The 18372-nt window shown below is 68.9% G+C and carries 15 protein-coding genes; 5 read left to right on the top strand and 10 right to left on the bottom strand.

Annotation, left to right across the window (positions count from 1 at the left end):
* Positions 1–188 precede the first annotated feature (188 nt).
* Both Q8Q88_RS23285 and Q8Q88_RS23280 read left to right on the top strand, forming a co-directional pair.
* A complete protein-coding gene (locus tag Q8Q88_RS23285) occupies positions 189–530 on the top strand; it encodes a hypothetical protein (RefSeq protein WP_305677564.1) in 342 nt (113 codons plus the stop codon).
* Positions 531–583: 53 nt separating this feature from the next.
* The gene (locus Q8Q88_RS23280; RefSeq protein WP_305677563.1) at positions 584–1357 is read left to right on the top strand and encodes a TylF/MycF/NovP-related O-methyltransferase; all 774 of its coding nucleotides are present in this window, start codon (positions 584–586) and stop codon (positions 1355–1357) included.
* Here the strand turns inward: Q8Q88_RS23280 and ribB are convergent.
* The 4 genes from ribB to Q8Q88_RS23260 all read right to left on the bottom strand — a co-directional run bounded on the left by ribB (position 1354) and on the right by Q8Q88_RS23260 (position 6258).
* A complete protein-coding gene (gene ribB, locus Q8Q88_RS23275; protein WP_305677562.1) occupies positions 1354–2505 on the bottom strand; it encodes a 3,4-dihydroxy-2-butanone-4-phosphate synthase in 1152 nt (383 codons plus the stop codon). The two genes, Q8Q88_RS23280 and ribB, sit on opposite strands and share 4 nt — an antisense overlap.
* A complete protein-coding gene (locus tag Q8Q88_RS23270; protein WP_305677561.1) occupies positions 2502–3077 on the bottom strand; it encodes an NADPH-dependent FMN reductase in 576 nt (191 codons plus the stop codon). Before Q8Q88_RS23270 ends, ribB begins: the two co-directional genes overlap by 4 nt.
* Positions 3074–4825: a class I adenylate-forming enzyme family protein gene (locus tag Q8Q88_RS23265; protein ID WP_305677560.1), complete on the bottom strand. Its 1752-nt coding sequence runs from the start codon at positions 4823–4825 to the stop codon at positions 3074–3076. The genes Q8Q88_RS23270 and Q8Q88_RS23265 overlap by 4 nt, the downstream gene beginning before the upstream one ends.
* A gap of 104 nt (positions 4826–4929) precedes the next feature.
* Positions 4930–6258, bottom strand: coding sequence for an acyl-CoA dehydrogenase family protein (locus Q8Q88_RS23260; RefSeq protein WP_305677559.1), 1329 nt, complete (start codon positions 6256–6258; stop codon positions 4930–4932).
* A gap of 283 nt (positions 6259–6541) precedes the next feature.
* Here Q8Q88_RS23260 and Q8Q88_RS23255 point away from each other — a divergent pair, with 283 nt between their 5' ends.
* On the top strand, positions 6542–7762 hold the full coding sequence (locus Q8Q88_RS23255) for a serine hydrolase (protein WP_305677558.1): 1221 nt from the start codon (positions 6542–6544) through the stop codon (positions 7760–7762).
* Here Q8Q88_RS23255 and Q8Q88_RS23250 read toward each other — a convergent pair.
* Entirely contained in the window at positions 7710–9272 is a 1563-nt protein-coding gene (locus Q8Q88_RS23250; RefSeq protein WP_305677557.1) for an MATE family efflux transporter, read from the bottom strand. The genes Q8Q88_RS23255 and Q8Q88_RS23250 overlap by 53 nt on opposite strands.
* A 288-nt stretch (positions 9273–9560) precedes the next feature.
* Between Q8Q88_RS23250 and rfbD the strand changes: the two genes are divergently transcribed.
* On the top strand, positions 9561–10445 hold the full coding sequence (gene rfbD / locus Q8Q88_RS23245) for a dTDP-4-dehydrorhamnose reductase (protein ID WP_305677556.1): 885 nt from the start codon (positions 9561–9563) through the stop codon (positions 10443–10445).
* Here rfbD and Q8Q88_RS23240 read toward each other — a convergent pair.
* Entirely contained in the window at positions 10442–11839 is a 1398-nt protein-coding gene (locus tag Q8Q88_RS23240; RefSeq protein ID WP_305677555.1) for an amino acid permease, read from the bottom strand. The genes rfbD and Q8Q88_RS23240 overlap by 4 nt on opposite strands.
* Before the next feature lie 176 nt (positions 11840–12015).
* On the opposite strand from Q8Q88_RS23240, the gene Q8Q88_RS23235 reads away from it, so the two are divergent.
* Positions 12016–13761: a DUF885 family protein gene (locus Q8Q88_RS23235; protein WP_305677554.1), complete on the top strand. Its 1746-nt coding sequence runs from the start codon at positions 12016–12018 to the stop codon at positions 13759–13761.
* 53 nt (positions 13762–13814) lie between these two features.
* Here Q8Q88_RS23235 and Q8Q88_RS23230 read toward each other — a convergent pair whose 3' ends face one another.
* The 4 genes from Q8Q88_RS23230 to Q8Q88_RS23215 all read right to left on the bottom strand — a co-directional run bounded on the left by Q8Q88_RS23230 (position 13815) and on the right by Q8Q88_RS23215 (position 18321).
* Positions 13815–14174, bottom strand: coding sequence for a YdbL family protein (locus Q8Q88_RS23230; protein ID WP_305677553.1), 360 nt, complete (start codon positions 14172–14174; stop codon positions 13815–13817).
* A gap of 9 nt (positions 14175–14183) precedes the next feature.
* A complete protein-coding gene (locus Q8Q88_RS23225; protein WP_305677552.1) occupies positions 14184–14363 on the bottom strand; it encodes a YnbE family lipoprotein in 180 nt (59 codons plus the stop codon).
* 35 nt (positions 14364–14398) lie between these two features.
* Positions 14399–17482: a YdbH domain-containing protein gene (locus Q8Q88_RS23220; protein ID WP_305677551.1), complete on the bottom strand. Its 3084-nt coding sequence runs from the start codon at positions 17480–17482 to the stop codon at positions 14399–14401.
* Positions 17483–17544: 62 nt separating this feature from the next.
* A complete protein-coding gene (locus Q8Q88_RS23215; protein WP_305677550.1) occupies positions 17545–18321 on the bottom strand; it encodes an SDR family oxidoreductase in 777 nt (258 codons plus the stop codon).
* Positions 18322–18372 lie beyond the last annotated feature (51 nt).

The following is an 18372-nucleotide window of genomic DNA, read 5'->3' as shown; positions in this document are numbered from 1 at the left end:
TGCGGCGTGAACGGCCCAAAACGCAGGACATTGAGGTTGGTTCCTCGGATTTTTGTTAACCACATTCAAAATTTTTATGACTGAGCTGTACGGTAATGTCGGAAGTCCTCGTGGGCGTGGCGGCGCTTGAGGCTCGCCCCAAGACGGGGCAAGCTCCTCCCAACGAAGACCCTTCAGGGAGGGCTGAAATGCGGGGGGCGATCCTGTCCACAGCCGTGGCGCTGCTGGTCTGCGCCTGCGCGTCGGCGCCGCCGCCGCCGATCATCTCCGCGACGGCCGCCGTCCCCGACTATCGCCGCCTGACCTGCGGCCAACTCGCCCTCGAGGTGGCCCGCACCCAGCGAGCCTACGCGGCGGCCCAACGCCAGATGCGCGGCGGCGAGGCGGTGGCGAGCTACTACACGCCGATCTCGCTGAATCGCGCGCCTACCGCCCAGGCCACCCGGCTTTCCAAGCGGCTGGAGGACCTGCAGCGGGCCTCGCGGGCGAAACGCTGCACCAGCATCACCCTGCGCAGCGCCACCGCCTGAGGCTCCCATCGGGGGGGGGTGCGCCGGGCGGCGACGGCCCATAGCAAGGCGAGATGGGCCTCATTCCGCTACCTGAGATCGGCACGCCGGCGACCCTCAAGGGCGGGCGCAGCGCGCGCGACGGCTACCAGCGCGGCTGGGGCCTGATGCATGCGGGGGTGGCCGACCTGGTCGCGCACCATCCGCTTTACCAGGCGGGCCTGGAGGCCGCCGACGGCTGGTCGGTGATGCTCGACGCCAAGCGGATGAACCTGTTCCTCATCCTGACCTCGTTCTTCGAGGGCCTCGCAGGCAAAGACGTCATCGAATTCGGCTCGTACCGCGGGGGCAATGCGCTGTTCATGGCCCGGGTGCTCAACGACGTGGCGCCGGGGGCCAAGGTCTATGCGCTGGACACCTATGAGGGCATGCCGGCGACCGACGCCGCCCGCGACCTGCACGGCGAGGGCGACTTCGGCGACAACTCCCACGAGGCCCTGGTCGCGCGGCGCGACGCGCTCGGCCTCACCAACCTTGTGGTGGTCAAGGGCCTGTTCCAGGACACCTTCCCGGGCATCGCCAAGACCAGGCCGAGCTTCGGCCTGGCCCACATCGACTGCGATATCTGTTCCGGCGTGAAATACGCCCAGGACGCGGTCTGGCCGTTCATGACGCCCGGTGGCTACGTCGCCTATGACGACGCCGACACACCTTCGTGCAGCGGGGCCACGGAGGCGGTCGAAGAGCTGGTCATGGCGCGGCGCCTGCATTCCGAGCAGGTCTGGCCGCACTGGGTATTTCGCGCCGGCGCCAGGCCCGCGCCCCGCAAGCGGGGATGGTTCCGCTAAAGCGGCCGGCGCCCGACAATCTTGAGGCCGTAGCCGCCGGAGCCCGGCAGGACCGTGGCCGAGTTGGACAGCAGCTCCATGTCGCGCACGCCGAGGTCTAGCAGGATCTGGGCGCCCACGCCGTAGTCGCGCAGCACATTGGCCCCGTGGTCGGCGCCAGGTTCGGCCCCGTAGCGTTCGGACAGCCAGGAGGGATTCGAGTCGCGGATGAACACCGCCACCCCGGCCCCGTCATAGTCGGCGATCGCCTTGAGGGCGCGCGGGACATAGTCGCGGCGCTGTTCCTTGTGGCCCAGCATGTCGGCGGCGAAGTCGACGCGGTGCATGCGCACCAGGGTTGGCTTGTCGGGATCGATCTTGCCCTTGGTCAGGACCACGTGCTCGGTCTTGTCGATGATGTTGCGGTAGATGACCATCCGGAAGCGACCGCCGAAGGTCGAGTCGAACGGCGTCTCCAGCACCCGCTCCACCTGGCGCTCTGTGCGGCGGCGATAGGCGATCAGGTCGGCGATGGTGCCGATCTTCAGGCCGTGGAGCTGGGCGAAGCCGATCAGGTCGGGCAGGCGGGCCATGGACCCGTCGTCCTTCATGATCTCGCAGATCACCCCGGCCGGGTTGAGGCCGGCCATGCGGCTGATGTCGACCGCGGCTTCGGTGTGGCCGGCGCGGACCAGGACGCCGCCGTCCTTGGCCACCAGGGGGAAGACGTGGCCGGGGGAGACAATGTCGTCGGCGCCCTTGGTCGGGTCGACCGCCACGGCGATGGTGTGGGCCCGGTCGTGGGCCGAGATGCCGGTGGTCACCCCCTCGCGCGCCTCCACCGAGACGGTGAAGGCCGTGCCGTGGCCCGACTGGTTGTCCATGGCCATGGGCGGCAGGCGCAGAGCGCGCGCGCGCTCGGCGGTGATCGACAGACAGATCAGGCCGCGGGCGTGCTTGGCCATGAAGTTGATCTGGTCGGGAGTGGCGAACTGGGCCGGGATGATGACGTCGCCTTCGTTCTCCCGGTCCTCGGCGTCGACCAGGATGTAGGGGCGGCCGTTACGGGCGTCCTCGATGATGTCCTCGATCGGCGAGATCGCGGATTCGTGCGCCGCCTCGCCGGAGCCGGAACCATTGGCGGGTGTCACCAGGCGGGGACCTGTCATTTGCCGACCTTCATCTGGGCGAAGTCGAAGACCTGTTCGCCGACGGTGCTGAGTTGCCAGGCGTCCTTCGCCTCGAGGCAGGCCCCCTCGGCGTCGAACAGGTTCGACGTCGCGTTCAGGGCCGCGCCGAACGGCGTCGGCCAGCCCCTGAGCGCATGTATGATCGATCGCAGCGTGGTCAAAGTGGTGCCCGCCGCCTGCCAGCCGTCGGCGGTGATAATCGCCCCCACGGCCCGGTCGGTGAAATAGGGCCGCGGGTCGTCACGCAGCACCTCGAGGCTGTCCAGGGCGTTCTTGATCACCCCGGAGATCGACCCGTGATAGCCCGGGCTGGCGACGATCACCCCGTCGGCGGCGCGCACGGCGTCGGCGAGGACCTGCTGCTCGGCGGTGGGCTCGAGGATCGCGGGATTGAAGATCGGCAGCTTGGCCAGGAACTCCCCGCCCAGCAGGCGGGTCTCCCCGCCCCGGGCTTCGACGGCGCGTAGCGCGCACTGCAGGGCCCGCTCCGTGGAGGAGCCCGACCGGATGGTGCCGCCGATGCCCAGGATCAAGGGTTTGCGACCGCTCATACGGCGGTCTCGAAGATCTTCTTCAGTTCGGTCTTCACGATCTTCCCATTGGCGTTGCGCGGCAGGGTCTCGGGCCAGAACACCACCTTCACCGGCACCTTGAAGCCCGCCAGGCGCTCGCGCACGAAGGCCCGCAGCTCCGCTTCATCCGCCGTTCCGCCCGGCTTCAGGTGCACCACGGCCGCAGGCTCCTCTCCCAACGTCTTGTGGGGGATGCCGACCAGGGCGGCGTCCATCACGTCCGGGTGGTCGTACAGCACATTCTCCACCTCGACGCAGTAGATGTTTTCGCCGCCGCGGATCAGCATGTCCTTGGCCCGGTCGATGATGAACAGGAAGCCTTCTTCGTCGATCCGCGCCAGGTCGCCGGTGCGCAGCCAGCCGTCCTGGAAGGTCTCGGCGGTGGCCTCGGGCTTGTTCCAGTAGCCTTTCACCACCTGCGGGCCCTTGCACCAGAGCTCGCCGACCGAGCCCTCCGGCAGGATGGTGACTCCGTCGGCCGGGTCGCGGACGTGCATCTCGCCCACCGGGGCGGCGGGGCCGGCGCTGTCGGGGCGGTTCTCGTAGTCCTTGCCCAGGTGGCTGGTGAAGGTGGCCGTGGTCTCGGTCATGCCCCAGCCGTTGCCGGGTTGGGAGGCCGGGAAGACCTCGACGATCTTGCGCACCAGCTCCGGGGCGGAGGGCGCGCCGCCATAGGACACCGACTGCAGGGATGAGAGGTCGTATTTCGACCGCGCCGGATGCTCGATGAGCTGCCAGGCGATGGTCGGCACCCCGCCGGTGGCGTTGACCTTCTCGCGCTCAATGAGCTGCATGGCCAGCTCGGGCTCCCAGCGGCGCATCAGCACGATCTTGCCGCCGGCGTTCAGGCTCGGCGACAGGTTGGCCGACAGGCCGGTGGCGTGGAACAGCGGCACCACCAGCAGCGAACAGCGCTGCGGCAGCTTGTGCGGATCGGACTCCGGCAAGGGCTGGCCGGCGCGCAGGAAATTCCGCGCCGCCGAGATGCCGCCGGCCATGATGTTCGACGTCATGTTGCGGTGCGTGCCCAGCGCGCCCTTGGGCTTTCCGGTCGTGCCAGAGGTGTAGAGGATGGTGGCGTCGTCCTCCGGTTCCAGGGCCACGTCGGGCAGACGCAGGTCGGGCAGCGCGCCCCAGGAATTGACCGCCCCGATCACCTCCTCAAGGCGAACGACCATGGGATCCGTCGGGCCGTCCGCCAGCCGCGGGACGTAAATCTTCTCGAGGGCCGGCAGGTTCGGCAGCGACTCCTGGATGCGCGCCAGGCGCTCGTCATCGACGATGGCGACCTTGGTCCCGGAATCGGCCAGGCCGTATTCCAGCTCCGGCCCCGTCCACCAGGCGTTCAGCGGCGTGACGATGGCGCCGACCAGGATCCCGGCCCAGAAGGCCACCGGCCATTCCGGCAGGTTGCGCATGATGACGGCGACCCGGTCGCCCTTCTTCACCCCGTCGGCCGCCAGGCGGTGGGCCAGGGTCACGGTCGCGCGGGCGAAGGCCTCGAAGGTCGCGCGGTCGTTCTCGTAGACCAGGAACTCGCGGTCCTTGAACGCGCGGCCGTTGACGAACACGTCGCGCAGGGTGGGCGGGGCGTTCTTCCAGGTCCGCGTCACCACCCCGCGGATCACCTTCTCCTCGATCTCGAAGCGGGCGCCGGGGGCGGTCAGGGCGGCGTGGGCCTGGGCGATGGACATCACGGGCCAGGCGGGAACGGGAATATCGGACATGCGGTCTCTGGAATCTGAAAATCAAATAGGAAGGGCGGCCCCGAAAACCCAGGGCCGCCCTACACTAGGGCCAAGGCGCGCCTTGCGGAAAGCAAGGCGCAAATCTAGGCCGGAGCCGCCTCGCGGCGCAGCTTGGCGTAGCCTTCCTTGATCTCGGCCAGCTCGGCCCCGTACTTCTCCTCGGCCGCCTCGCGAAGGCGGGGGATGTGGTACTTGGGGAAGAGGTCGTTGTCGGGCCGATAGTCCTTCAGCACCTGCTTGGCGAGGGTCACCTTGTGGACCTCGGTGGGGCCGTCGGCGATGCCCATGACCAGCGAGCTGGTGACCATGTGCATGAACGGCATCTCGTTGGAGACCCCCAGCGCCCCGTGCAGGTGGGCGGCCTTCGTGGCGATGTCGTTATAGACCTTGGGCATCATCACCTTGATGGCGGCGATGTCCTTGCGCACCAGGTTGTAGTCCTTGTGCTTGTCGATCAGCCAGGCGGTGCGCAGCACCAGCAGGCGGAAGCTCTCCAGGGCGATCCAAGAATCCGCGATGTCGGCCTGGACCATCTGCAGGTCGGCGAGCTTGCCGTCGCGGGTGTTGCGCGACACCGCCCGCTGGCACATCAGGTCCAGGGCGTGCTTGCAGGCGCCTACCGTGCGCATGGCGTGGTGGACTCGCCCGCCGCCCAGACGGACCTGGGCGATGACGAAGGCCGCGCCGCGATCGCCAAGCAGTGCGTCATAGGGCAGACGCACATCGTTGTAGCGGACATAGCCTTCCGACCCGCCGCCGATCTCGCCGCCGCCGCCCACGCCCACATTGCGGATGATTTCCACGCCCGGGGTGTCGGTCGGGACCAGGAAGATCGAGGTCCGGCGATAGGGGTCCTTGGCGTCGGGGTCGGTGACCGCATAGAGCACCAGCACCTTTGACCAGCGGGCGTTGGTGGAGAACCATTTCTCGCCGTTGATCACCCACTCATCGCCGTCCAGCACGGCGCGGGTCTTGAAGGTCAGGGGATCGGAGCCGCCGGTGGGCTCGGACATGGAGAAGGCCGAGCGGATCTCGCCGTTCAGCAGCGGCCAGAGGTACTGCTCCTTCTGCTTGTCGGTGCCGTAGTGGGCGATGATCTCGGCGTTGCCGGTGTCGGGCGCCTGGCAGCCGAACACGGTGGGGGCCATGCCGTTGCGGCCCAGCTTCTCATTCATCAGGCCCAGCTTGAGCTGGCCATAGCCCTGGCCGCCCAGTTCGGGGCCCAGGTGGCAGGCCCACAGGCCCTGGTCCTTCACCTTCTGCTGCAGCGGCTTGATGAACTTCTCGCGGCCCAGCGGGCCGTGGGCGGCCATGCCCAGGTGGCTGAGGGGTTCGACTTCCTCGCGCATGAAGTCCTCGATCCAGTCGAGCTTCTTCTGGAATTCGGGGTCGGTTTCAAAATCCCAAGCCATCTAGGGCCTCCCATATACCCGCCTCGCGCGGGTGTTTTTCAAAAAGTCGGTATGGCCACAGTCGCCGCCATCCGGAAATATCGCGCCGAGACAGCCTCTTAGGTCGTCGCGCCTGGGGACAGTATCAAACGCCTGTTTGCCTGACGCAACGTCCGCTTCATAAGCGGAGACGATTTTTCTAGGACGCGCCCTGCCCTCCTAGGGGCTCGCCGCGAACTTGCTGTTGAAACAAGGGCCTCCGACCCGGCACGGTGGAGGTGAGACATTCACGGAGAGAAACCGCATGACACGGCCCGAGAAGCTCGGCTTTTCCAACGAACGCCTGGCGAAGCTCGATCGCTTCCTGCAGACCCGCTACATCGACTCCGGCCGTCTTCCCGGCGCCCAGGTGCAGATTTCCCGGCGCGGGGAGCTGGTCCATGAGGGCCTGATGGGCCTGGCCGATCGCGAGCGCGGCAAGCCGATCGCCACCGACACCCTCTTCCGCATCTATTCGATGACCAAGCCGATCACGAGCATCGCCTTCATGATGCTGGTCGAGGAAGGCCTGGTCGCCCTGGACGATCCGGTGGCGAAGTTCATCCCGGAGTGGAAGAACCTGGGCGTCTTCGCCGCCGGGGTGACGCCGCAGTTCATGACCACGCCGCCGACGCGGCCCATGCAGATGGTCGACCTGCTGCGCCACACCTCGGGCCTGACCTACGGCTTCCAGAACCGCACCAATGTCGACGCCGCCTATCGCAAGCTGAAGATCGGCGGGACCACCGGCGACGGCGACATGGACGCGTTCGTCAACCACCTGGCCAAGCTCCCGCTGGAGTTCTCGCCGGGCGAGGCCTGGAACTATTCCGTTTCCACCGACGTGCTGGGCGTGCTGATCGAGCGGATCTCCGGCCAACCGTTCCAGGCCTTCCTGCAGCAGCGGATCTTCGATCCCCTGGGCATGACCGACACGGGATTCCATGTCCGCGAGGACCAGCGGTCGCGGTTCGCGGCCTGCTACAACGCCACCCCCGCCGGTGGCCTGGACCTGCAGGACGATCCGGAGACCAGCCCCTATCTCAAGGCGTCCGACTTCCATTCCGGAGGCGGCGGCCTGGTCTCGACGGCGAAAGACTACATGGCCTTCTGCAGGATGTTGGGGGCGGGCGGCGCCCTGGACGGCCAGCGGCTGATCGCGCCCAGGACGCTGAAGCTGATGGCTTCGAACCACCTGCCCGGCGGCCAGGACCTGACCAAGCTCTCGCGCTCCCTGTTCTCGGAGGCGACCAACGCCGGGGTCGGGTTCGGGCTCGGCTTCGCGGTGACTTTCGACCCGGTCGCGGCGATGCTGACCTCGAGCCCCGGCGAATACTACTGGGGCGGGGCCGCCTCGACGGCGTTCTGGATCGACCCGGTGGAGGACATCCAGGTCGTGTTCATGACCCAGGTCCTGCCGTCCAGCACCTATCCTATACGGCGGGAGCTTCGGACCTTGGTCTATTCGGCGCTGACGGAGCCCTAGGCTCGTCCTGCCACTGGCTGGCGGCCTCGACCGCCTCGCTCTCCTCGGCCAGGGACGGGGGGCCGAGGCCGGTGTCAGGCGCCGCGCCGCGCGGAATACCGCCCATCAGCCTGGCCTTGCGCCAGCCGCCGAAACGGTAGTAGCCCGCCGCCAGGACCAGGGAGGTCATCGAGCCCAGCGGGAAGCTCCACCAGATGGCGTCCGCGCCCAGAACGGGTTCCAGGATCTGGGCGAAGGGGATGCGCACCACCCACATGGAGATCAGCAGGCCCAGCAGCGGCGGCCAGACCGAGCCGGTGGCGCGGATGACGCCGTTCAGGACGAAGGCCATGCCGAAGGGAATGAAGCCCCACAGCACGTAGGCGTTGATGTGCATGGCGATCGGCAGGGACGGGCTGGTCGCCGGCAGGAACAGCCGCAGCACATAGGGCTCGACCAGATAGATCAGCAGCACGGGGGCGCCTGTCATGACCGCGGCGATCAGTACGCCGCGGCCCGCCACCAGGTTCACCCGATCCATGCGGCCCGCGCCGACGTTCTGGGCGGCCATGGAGGAGACCGCCGCGCCGAGCGCCATGGCCGGCATCTGGATATAGGTCCAGAGCTGGATCGCCGCGCCGTAGCCGGCCGCCGTCCGCGAACCATAGGCGTTGACGAAGGAGATCATCACCACCGCCGCGCCCGAGATGACCAGCATCTGCAGGGCCATGGGGAAGCCCTTCACCACCAGGGTCTTGATGATCTCGAACTGCGGCTTCAGCAGGGTCCATTCGCCGGGGCGCAGGATCAGCACCGACTTGGTGCGGTAGAGATAGACGATCATCGCGATGAGCGTGAGCGTCTGGCTGATCAGGGTGGCGGTGGCGGAGCCCGCGATCCCCATGCGCGGCAGGGGGCCGACGCCGATCATCAGCAGGGGGTTCAGGACCACATCCAGGCCGACCGCCACCAGCGAGAAATAGAACGGCGTGCGCGAGTCGCCCGCGCCGCGCTGGGCCATCATCACGAACGAGAAGAAGTACATGAACGGCATGGCCAGGAAGATCACCCGCAGATAGGTGATCGCGTCCCGGGTGGCGTCCGGCGGGGTCTGCATGATCCGCAGGACCGCCGGCGTCAGCATGTAGCCAGCGACGCCCACGGCCAGGGACAGCACCAGGAAGAAGCTGATGGACGAGCCCACCACCCGCTTCACCATGGGGAGGTCCTTGGCCCCCACCGACTGCGAGATCAGCAGGTTGGCGGCCATGGAGATGCCGAACACGGCGCCCAGCATCAGGAAGAAGATATTGTTGGCGTTCACCGTGGCCGTCAGCGCCGCCTCACCCAGGATATGGCTCACCCAGATGGCGTTGGCCGTGCCGTTCAACGACTGCAGGATGTTGGAGCCCAGCACCGGCAGGGCGAACAGGATCAGGGTCTTGCCGATCGGACCGGTGGTCAGGTCCTGCATGCCCCGGTTGGGACCGCCCGGACTCGCGGGCGCAGTGTCTTTCGTCGTCGAACCCACGGCGCTCCCCAGGGCGCGGAAGAATACGCGCCGCCCACGACCCCGCCTGCGCCTTGAAATGCGGCGTCGGCTTTCCTTGGCATGATCACCTGGGGAGCAGGCGCGGCGACTTTAGGCGGCGAGGAGGTTGGCAGGCCAGAACAAAAGCGTCGTACGCCCACCCCGCCGCGGCGCGCCGGCGGGTTTGGGGATGGCAAGTCGCGCCGCATCGCTTAGGAAAAGGCCCATGAAAATCCTCATAACCGGCGGGGCCGGCGGATCGGCGATCGTGCGCCGCGCGGTCGCTCCATGACCCGCATCCTTCAGTTCGGAGCAAGCGGCCAGTTGGCGCGTGAGATGCTGGACCGCCAGGAGGGCCCTATCGAAGTGGTCGCCCTGTCGCGGGCCCAGGTCGACCTGACCGATGCGGCCGCCGTGACGCGCGCGATCGAGACCGCCGGAGCGATCGACCTAGTGCTGAACGCCGCGGCCTATACCGCCGTGGACAAGGCCGAGAGCGAGCCGGACCTGGCCTATGCGGTCAACGCCCGGGCGCCGGAGGCCATGGCCAGGGCCTGCCAGGCGCGCGGCCTGCCGCTGATCCAGATCTCCACCGACATGGTGTTCGACGGCGAAAAGGCCGGCGCCTATCTGGAGGGCGACGCGATCAATCCCCTGCACGTCTATGGCGCGTCGAAGCTGGCGGGCGAGCAGGCGGTGCTTGGGGGCTGCGACCGGGCCCTGGTGGCGCGGGTGTCCTGGCTGTTCTCGGCCTATGGCCAGAATTTCCTGCAGTGGTTCCTGAAGGCCTCCCAGGCCGGAACCCCGATGCGTCTGGTGGACGACCAGAAGGCCCGGCCGACCGCCAGCGGCGACCTGGCGGCCTTCATCCTCTCCCAGGCCGACCGCCTGGCCCGCGCCCCGGCCGGCGCCCCGGAATGGGGCCTGCTGCACGTGGTCAATGCCGGCGTGGCCAGCCGCTACGACATGGGCAGGACCATCTTCGCCACGGCCTTCCCCGGCCGCGAACCGCCGCCAATCGAGCCGGTCCCCACCAGCGCCTTCCCGACCCCGGCCAAGCGCGCGCTCAACTGCGTGCTGGACTCGACCCGGCTGCAGCGGGTGTTCGGCGTCCAGCTCAGACCCTGGGAAGAGGCGATGGAGGACACCCTGGAGCAGTTGGCCAAGGCTTAGGCCAGCCGGCTCCTGGCCCGTCCGTAGAGCAGGTAGACCGCCACGCCGACGGCGTTCCAGATGAAGAAGAAGGTGATCGTCTTCGCCGTCAAGCTGGAGAACAGGTAGACGCAGCCGACCAGGCCCAGCGGGCCCAAGATCCAGATCGCCGGGGTCTTGAAGAGCCGCTCTAGGGTGGGCGCGCGGCGGCGCAGCACCATGACCGCCAGGATGGTGGCGATGAAGGCCGCCAGGGTTCCGGCGTTGGCCAGGGCCGCAATCTGCGACAGCGGCAGGGCGCCGGCGATGAGGGCGGCGATGACCCCGGTCAGGATGGTGACCGCCGAGGGGACGCCGCGGGCGTTCACCTTGGACAGGCCGCGCGGCAGCAGGCCGTCGCGGGCCATGGCGAAGAACACCCGGCTCTGGCCGAACATGAACACCATGATCACGGTGGGCATGGCGATCACCGCGGCGCCGGCGATCAGCGAGGCGGCCAGAGGCCGGTTCAGCTCGCGCAGGATGAAGGCCAACGGCTCCTCACTCTTGGAGAAGACGTCGTAGGGCGAGGCGCCGAGGGCGACGGCGGCGACGATCATGTAGATCAGGGTGCAGGCCACCATCGAGCCGACGATGCCGATGGTGAGGTCGCGCTTGGGGTTCTTGGCCTCCTCAGCGGCGGTGGAGATGGCGTCGAAGCCGTAGAAGGCGAAGAAGATGATCGCCGCGGCGCCCATCACCCCGAACTTGGTCCCGTCCACGTCCTGAGCGCCGAAGCCGAACGGCGCGAAGGGCGTGAAGTGGCTGGCGTCGAAGCTGGGCAGGGTGATGGCCACGAAGGCCGCCAGGGCCACCAGCTTCACGCAGACCAGGACGAAGTTGACCGTGGCGCTCTCGCGGGTGCCCACCAGCAGCAGGCTGGTGACCAGCAGGGCGATGAACACCGCCGGCAGGTTGACCAGGCCTCCGGCCTCCGGTCCGGCCAGCAGATAGGCCGGCACGGGCCAGCCCGCCTGCTGGATCAGGCCCGAGGCGTAGCCCGCCCAGCCCACCGCCACGGCGCTGCAGACCAGGGTGTATTCGAGGATCAGGCTCCAGCCGATCACCCAGGCGGCCATCTCGCCCAGGGTGACGTAGGAATAGGTGTATGCGCTGCCGGCCTGGGGCATGAGGGTGGCCATCTCGGCGTAGCAGAGCGCGGCGCAGGCGCAGACCGCGCCGGCCACCGCGAAGGACAGGATCACCGCTGGGCCCGCCAGGCCCGCCGCCACGCCGGTCAGGGTGTAGATGCCGGTGCCGATGATCGCGCCGATGCCGAGCGCCATCAGGTGGGGCCAACCCAGCGCGGCCTTCAGCTTGTGGCCGCCTTCGTGCTGCGGGGCCTCCATGGCTCTGCGGCGTGTGACGAAACTCATGACGGGACCCCCGGGGTTTGGCGCGGCGAGCATGGCCTTAATCGCGAAGGACATGAAGTGGGGTGATTCTTCGCTCGTGGGCGAATGGCGTTAGCCGAAAATGCCCTTGGCGCCGGCCGCCGCCTGCTCCAGCTTGGCGCCGCTCCAACCTTGCCAGAACCCTTGAAGGTGACCTCATGCGCCGCGCGCTCGCCGTCCTCGCCCTGACCCTCGCCGCGAGCCCGGCCCTGGCCGACGATACGGCCCTCAACAAGGTCGTCGCCGACTACGAGGCCTTCCGCCTGACCGACGATCCCATCGAGGCCGCCAACCAGGGCGACCGCGCGGCCCTCTCCCGCCTGCCCGACGACAGCCCCAAGGCCGACGCGGCGCGCAAGGCGACGCTGTCGGGCTTCAAGACCCGGCTGGCGGCCATCGATCCGGGCGAGCTGTCGGGGGAGGCCAGGATCAACCGCGAATTCCTCACCTGGGCGGTCGAGCGCCGGTTGGCGAGCCTCGGCTTCGACGAGGCGCGGATGCCGTTCAATTCCGATGGTGGCTTCCACTGGACCATGGGCTATCTCGCCGCCTCGACGCCGATGCGCAGCCTGGCCGACGGCAAGGCCTGGATCGACCGGCTGAACGCCGCGCCGGCCTATTACGCCATCGAGATCGACAATGCCCGGCGCGGCGCCAAGAGCGGCTTCACCCAGCCCGTCTCCACCACCGAGAAGGTGCTGGCCTTCGCCCGCGAACAGGCGGTCGCGCCGCTCGACACGGACCCGATGCTTGCGCCGCTGAAGGCCCTGCCCGCCTCCATCCCGCAGGCGCAGCGCGACGCCTTGCTGGCCGAGGCCGCCGCCATCGTCCGCGACAAGGTCCGACCCGCCCAGGCCAGCTTCGTCGTGTTCCTGGAGAAGGAATATCTGCCCCGGAGCCGCAAGGCGCTGGGGGCCCGCGCCTTGCCGGATGGCGAGCGCTACTACGCCTGGCTGGTGCAGGACCACACCACCACCAAGCTCACTCCCGACCAGATCCACCAGAACGGCCTGAACGAGGTGGCCCGCATCCGCAAGGAGATGGACGGGGTCATCGCGGAGACCGGCTTCAAGGGCAGCTTCCCGGAGTTCCAGGCCTTCCTGCGCAAGGACCCGCGATTCTACGCGACCTCACGCCAGGACCTGCTGGAAAAGGCCTCGGAGATCGCCAAGCGGATCGACGACAAGCTGCCGGCCTGGTTCGCCACCCTGCCCCGCCTGACCTACGGCGTGCGGCCGGTGCCCGCCGACATCGAGGCCAACTACACCACCGGGCGCTATTTCCAGGGCAATCCGAAGCTGGGGATCGCCGGGGGCTACATGGTCAACACCTCGAGCCTGGATCAGCGCGGGCTCTATGAGCTGCCGGCCCTGACCCTGCATGAGGCGGTTCCCGGCCATCACCTGCAGATCGCGCTGGGCCAGGAGGCCCAGGACATTCCGACCTTCCGCCGCGAGGCGGGCGTCACCGCCTTCACCGAGGGCTGGGGCCTCTATTCCGAAAAGCTGGGCGGAGAGATGGGCATCTATCGAGACGCCTATGAGCGGTTCGGGCGGCTCAGCTACGAGATGTGGCGCGCCTGCCGGCTGGTGGCCGACACCGGCATCCATTGGAAGGGCTGGACCCTGGACGAGGCCCGCAAGTGCTTCGCCGAGAACTCCGCCCTGTCGCCGCTCAATATCGAGGTGGAGCTGGCCCGCTACGTCTCCTGGCCGGCCCAGGCGCTCGCCTACAAGACCGGCGAGATGAAGATCGTATCCCTGCGCGAAAAGGCGAAGGCCGAGCTGGGCGAAAAGTTCGACATCCGCCGCTTCCACGACGCGGTGCTGCTGGCCGGGCCCCTGCCGCTGGACATGCTGGAGCGCCGGATCGACGCCTGGGTCGCGGCGGAGAAGGCGCGATAGGAAGGAGCAGCGCCCAGCATTCCTTCTCCCGCAAGGGGAGAAGGGGCGCAGCCCTACTTCCGCACCCAGGCGCCCGAGGCGTCCTGGTAGGACTCGCCGGGCTTCAGGCGTTCCTGCACCACGGTCTTGAAAGCCGAGGCTCCGGCGGCTTCGATGGTGACGCCGTTCTTGGCGGCGGCCTGGGCGTAGACCTGGCGGCGGCCGGCGTTGATCTCGGCCACGGCGGCCTTGGTCGCCGCGTCGCCGGGCTTCACGAAGCCGAGGTAGCCGTCATTCTGCTCGCCCACGATCCCGGCGGCCTTGGCGGCGTCCACGACGGCCTTGGAGGCGGCGACATCGGCATAGGCGCCGCCCGCGCAGGTGATGCTTCCGACCGCCACGGCGACCGGCGCCAGCCATTGATTGAAGGTCATGGTCATTTCCTAGAACAGGTTCGGGTTCTGCTTGATCAGCGCCTTGACGTCGTCGTCGAGGCGCAGCCGGACGTCGGCGTCCAGCTTGGCGTAGATGGTGATGGGCGCCACCTCCACCCTGACGGTGGCGCAGGCCCCCAGGAGGAAGACGCCGATCAGGGCGGCCGCGGCGGCTGGGGCTCTTATCATTCCATCGTCTCCAATTTCACGGCGAAGGTGGCGCTTCACGGCTGAACGGCTTGTGAACCGCGCAACGACTGATAGTCGGCGAAGTCCTTCAAGAGCTGATCCAGGTTCAAGGACGTGTCCAGCGTCAAGTCCACCTTCGTGCCCGAGGGCAAGGGCAGGGCCTTATCGAGGAACCGCCGGGTGATCAGGTCGATGATCGACAGCCGGATCACCTGCCTCTTCGGCGGGGCGTGCTCGCCCTTCACATGCAGCAGGACGCCCAGGCGACCGTTGGGCAGGCTGTTCACCTCGGCGTCCAGCGAGTCGAAGGCCAGGTGCTCCATGGCCTGGTAGGCGAATTCGCTGAAGGCGTTGACCTGGCCCGGCGCGGTCGCGGCGTTGAGCGCGTCGGCCATCCCCTCGGCCGCGCCGGGGGGCGCGCCGGGCGCCTCGATCGTGGCGGCGCCGCCCTCTTGCGCGACCGGGATCAGGGCCTCGCGCCGGATGGACACGCGGCCGGGCTGGACCGCCGCCAGCTTGCCGTTCGAGACCCGCACCCCCTCCGGCGTCACCTCGAAGGGCACGCGACCACTCAGCCGGGCGTCGAGTTCGACGCGGTCGCCGAAGGGCGAGGCCTCGATCAGCTCGGACACCTGCACGCTCTCGAAATTGACCACCCCCGTCCAGCTCGCGCCCGGCTTGAACGGCAGGTTGAAGGGCTCGAAGACCAGGGTCCCGCCGCCGACCACCAGCTTCGCGCCCTCGACGGTCAAGGCTTCGCCCTGCAGCCCGAACCGCGCCTCCACGTCAGTCAGCGGGACCAGGGTCGCGACACTTTCCGCCTTGAGGCTCTGGCCCGGCGCGGCGGTCAGCGGGATCAGGCTGTTGAACGCCACCTGCCCGGTGAGGCCGGTCAAGGTGCCGAGTGGGCTCGCGAAATCCAGGCGCTCGACGCTCAGGGTCCCGTGGCTCGTCGAGGTCTCCGGCGTCCAGGCGATCTGGCCCTGGAATCGCGCGCGTCCGGTGGCGGGCGAAGCGACCACGGCGGCCATGGGCGACAGGCTGGCCGGCTGTAGCCCGCCCTCTTCAAAGGCCAGCATGCCGGTGTCGAAGTCGAGGCCGCCGTGGCCGTTCGCGGCGTGGCGAAGTTGCGCCTGACCGAGCCGGCGATCGGCGAGATCGGTGACGACGAACGCGCCGGTCCAGCCGCCGTCGGCCGCCGAGGCCCCGCCCGTGGCGCGCACGGGCTGGAACCTTGTCTCCGCCGCCGTGTCGTCGACGCGTGCGGCGGTGATCACAGCGCGGCCCGTCAGGGTCTCGCCCGCGCCGCGGAAGTCGAGGTCGCCCGCCGCCTCGGAGATCCTGGCCTCCAGGAACGGCGCCCGGGCGCTCATGGCCTGGGCCCGGCCCCGCAGCCGCCAGCCGCCCTGCGCCACGGTGAGCATCGGCGCGCTTGTCGGACAGACCTTGGCGTCGATGGCCTCGATATCGTTCTCGCCGAGCTCGAGCCGCTGCGCGGTGACCGCCGCGCAGCGGCTGGCGAAGAAGCTGGTCGAGCCCCCCGCCACGCGCAGCTCGCCGGCGGTGTCGAGGCTCCCGGCCTCGACCGGCCCGAACCCGCCGCTGGCCTTGAGGGCGGTGGTCGCCACCAGGCCATTCGAGGTCAGGCGGTAGCGCGGCACGAGGAGTTCGGCCTTGGGCAGGCCGCCGCCTTCGACGTTCAGCCGGAACGCCCCCTGGCCGGCGGCGTAGAGCGGCCCGCCATGCGCGGCCAGGATCGCCGTGCCGCCGGTGTCGGTGGTCATGGTCGCCGGCGCGCCGAGGGCGACCACCACCTCCTGGCCCTTGATCCGCAGGGAGACCTGACCGGCCTGCAGCTGGAAGCCGGCAAGCGCCTTCTTGAGGGCCGCCGTCTGGGCCGGATCGTCGGCGCGGGGCGCGCCGAGGCCGTTCCAGGCGCCGTCGGTCGTCAGTCCGCCCTCAAGTTCCGCCTGGATGACGCCGGCGACGAAACGCCCCGGACCCTGGAACTTGGCCACGGCCTGGGAGAGCCGTGTCTCGCCGGAATCGATGGCCGCCGCCCCGGCCTCGGCGAACAGGTTGGCGGACACCGTCTCGCCGCCGGACCGGGTCCATTTGATCTCGTGGGCGTGCAGGTTGAGGTCGATGTCACGCGCCTTGGCGCCGGGAACCCGCACCGCCTTGGCCATCAATCGAGTTTCCGCGTCGCCGCGCAGGATCAGGGCTTGCAGTGCGCCGCTGAGGCGACCGCCGAACACCACCTCGAGACGGGGAGTTTGCAGCTCCGTCCCGCCGGAGACGATCCGCCGTCCCGTCAGGTCGATACGGGCGCTCACCTCGCCGTCTGCGCGCCGGCGATCGAGATCGGGATAGGGCGCGCGGAGCGAGACCGCGAGCTCGGCGTCGCTGGCCGACAGGCCCTGAGCCTCGGCGCGCCGTATCAGCAGATTCAGCGCCGCATCGACCCGGCCGCGGGTGGTGACCAGCTTCACCTCGCCCGGACCGCTCAGCAGGGACATGTCCTTGCCGCGCAGGGCGGTCGCCCCGACCTTCGCATCCAGGGACATTAGCCGGCCGTCGGTGAGCTGGGCGTTGAGGCGGGCCTGGACGGGGCCGTAGTCGGTGGCCAGCCGCAGGACGCCCTCGCGCACCCGGATCTCGGGCTGGCGGGCGTCGGGCGGCGGCGGACGCCGGGCGAGTTCCTCGATGACGGGATCGAGAGAGCCCAGGCTGAGCTTGCCCCCCTTGAGGCCGGCCTTGATCACCGGCCGGTGCAGGACCACCGAGGTGATCCGCACGCCGAACGGTTCGCCCGACCAGAAGCCGGTGAAGCCGTAGCGGACCTCGGCCAGCTCAGCCGTGACGTCGGCGTCGCGCTCGGGGCCCAGCCGCAGGCGGGCGGCGAAGGCCCCGAGCTCGAAGTCGCGGAACTCCACCGAGGCCGGCACGCCGCGGGCCTCCAGCCAGCCGACCAGGGCCTCGCGGGCCAGGGCCCGGCGCGCGGCATAGGCGGCCGCCAGGGCCACCAGGGCCGCCACGACCAGGACCGCGACCGCCCATCGGGCATAGGCCCGCGGCGGGGATTTCCTGGCGGCAGGTGGTGGGGCGGCTTCGGTCAATCGGGACGACGCTCAAAAGGGGCTCGTCAGGTCATAACGCAAAACCGCCCAAAGCGTGGCCGTCAGAGGCCGCCGGTCGTGGCGAGCGCCACCCCGCCGTCCACCGCGATGGTCTCTCCGACCACGTAATCGCCGGCCCGGCTGGCCAGGTAGATGGCCGCCGCGGCCATGTCGTCGTCGCGGCCGATGCGGCGCGATGGGATGCGCTTGGCGATCTCCTCGCCCTGGTCGCGGGCCACCCGGTTCATCTCCGAGGCGAAGGCGCCGGGCGCGATGCCGGTGACGTTGATGGAGTCCTTGACCAGCTCGGCGGCCATACGTCGGGTCAGGTAGATCAGGCCCGATTTCGAGGCGTGGTAGGAATAGGTCTCCTGCGGATTGAGGCGGATGCCGTCGATCGAGCAGATGTTGATCACCTTGGCCGGCTGGTCATGGCTGGCCGCGGCCTTCAGCGCCTTGTGCAGGGCCTGGGTCAGGAAGAAGGGCGACTTGAGGTTCAGGTCCATCACCTTGTCCCAGCCGCTCTCCGGGAACTCGTCGAAGGGCGCGCCCCAGGCGGCGCCGGCGTTGTTGACCAGGATGTCGAGCTTGGGCTCCAGGTCGGTGAATCGCTTGGCCAGGGCCTGGCAACCCTCCACCGTCGAGACGTCCTGCGGCAATGAGATGCAGTGTTCGCCGAGCTCGGCCGCCGTCTCGTCGCAGGCGCCGGGCTTGCGCGAGGAGATGTAGACCTTGGCGCCCTGGTCGATGAAGCCCTTGGCGATCATCTTGCCGATGCCGCGCGAACCGCCGGTGACGAGGGCGACCCGGCCCTCCAGCGAAAACAGTCCCTGAGCCATGTGGCGCCTTTCCCTAGGGTGATCGTTATCACCGCTCATAGACCCGAGTTC

It is taken from the genome of Phenylobacterium sp. (genome assembly GCF_030697925.1).
GTDB lineage: Bacteria > Pseudomonadota > Alphaproteobacteria > Caulobacterales > Caulobacteraceae > Phenylobacterium.
Note: the sequence above shows the minus strand (reverse complement) of the source record. Positions and strands in the feature narration are given on the sequence as shown.

Excerpts from the sequence above, each read along its gene's own strand:
- Q8Q88_RS23225 (WP_305677552.1), bottom strand. The coding sequence starts at position 14,363 with ATGATAAGAGCCCCAGCCGCCGCGGCCGCCCTGATCGGCGTCTTCCTC.
- Q8Q88_RS23260 (WP_305677559.1), bottom strand. The coding sequence starts at position 6,258 with ATGGCTTGGGATTTTGAAACCGACCCCGAATTCCAGAAGAAGCTCGAC.
- Q8Q88_RS23230 (WP_305677553.1), bottom strand. The coding sequence starts at position 14,174 with ATGACCTTCAATCAATGGCTGGCGCCGGTCGCCGTGGCGGTCGGAAGC.
- Q8Q88_RS23270 (WP_305677561.1), bottom strand. The coding sequence starts at position 3,077 with ATGAGCGGTCGCAAACCCTTGATCCTGGGCATCGGCGGCACCATCCGG.
- Q8Q88_RS23215 (WP_305677550.1), bottom strand. The coding sequence starts at position 18,321 with ATGGCTCAGGGACTGTTTTCGCTGGAGGGCCGGGTCGCCCTCGTCACC.
- Q8Q88_RS23285 (WP_305677564.1), top strand. The coding sequence starts at position 189 with ATGCGGGGGGCGATCCTGTCCACAGCCGTGGCGCTGCTGGTCTGCGCC.
- ribB (WP_305677562.1), bottom strand. The coding sequence starts at position 2,505 with ATGACAGGTCCCCGCCTGGTGACACCCGCCAATGGTTCCGGCTCCGGC.
- Q8Q88_RS23255 (WP_305677558.1), top strand. The coding sequence starts at position 6,542 with ATGACACGGCCCGAGAAGCTCGGCTTTTCCAACGAACGCCTGGCGAAG.
- Q8Q88_RS23280 (WP_305677563.1), top strand. The coding sequence starts at position 584 with ATGGGCCTCATTCCGCTACCTGAGATCGGCACGCCGGCGACCCTCAAG.
- Q8Q88_RS23235 (WP_305677554.1), top strand. The coding sequence starts at position 12,016 with ATGCGCCGCGCGCTCGCCGTCCTCGCCCTGACCCTCGCCGCGAGCCCG.
- Q8Q88_RS23240 (WP_305677555.1), bottom strand. The coding sequence starts at position 11,839 with ATGAGTTTCGTCACACGCCGCAGAGCCATGGAGGCCCCGCAGCACGAA.
- Q8Q88_RS23265 (WP_305677560.1), bottom strand. The coding sequence starts at position 4,825 with ATGTCCGATATTCCCGTTCCCGCCTGGCCCGTGATGTCCATCGCCCAG.
- rfbD (WP_305677556.1), top strand. The coding sequence starts at position 9,561 with ATGACCCGCATCCTTCAGTTCGGAGCAAGCGGCCAGTTGGCGCGTGAG.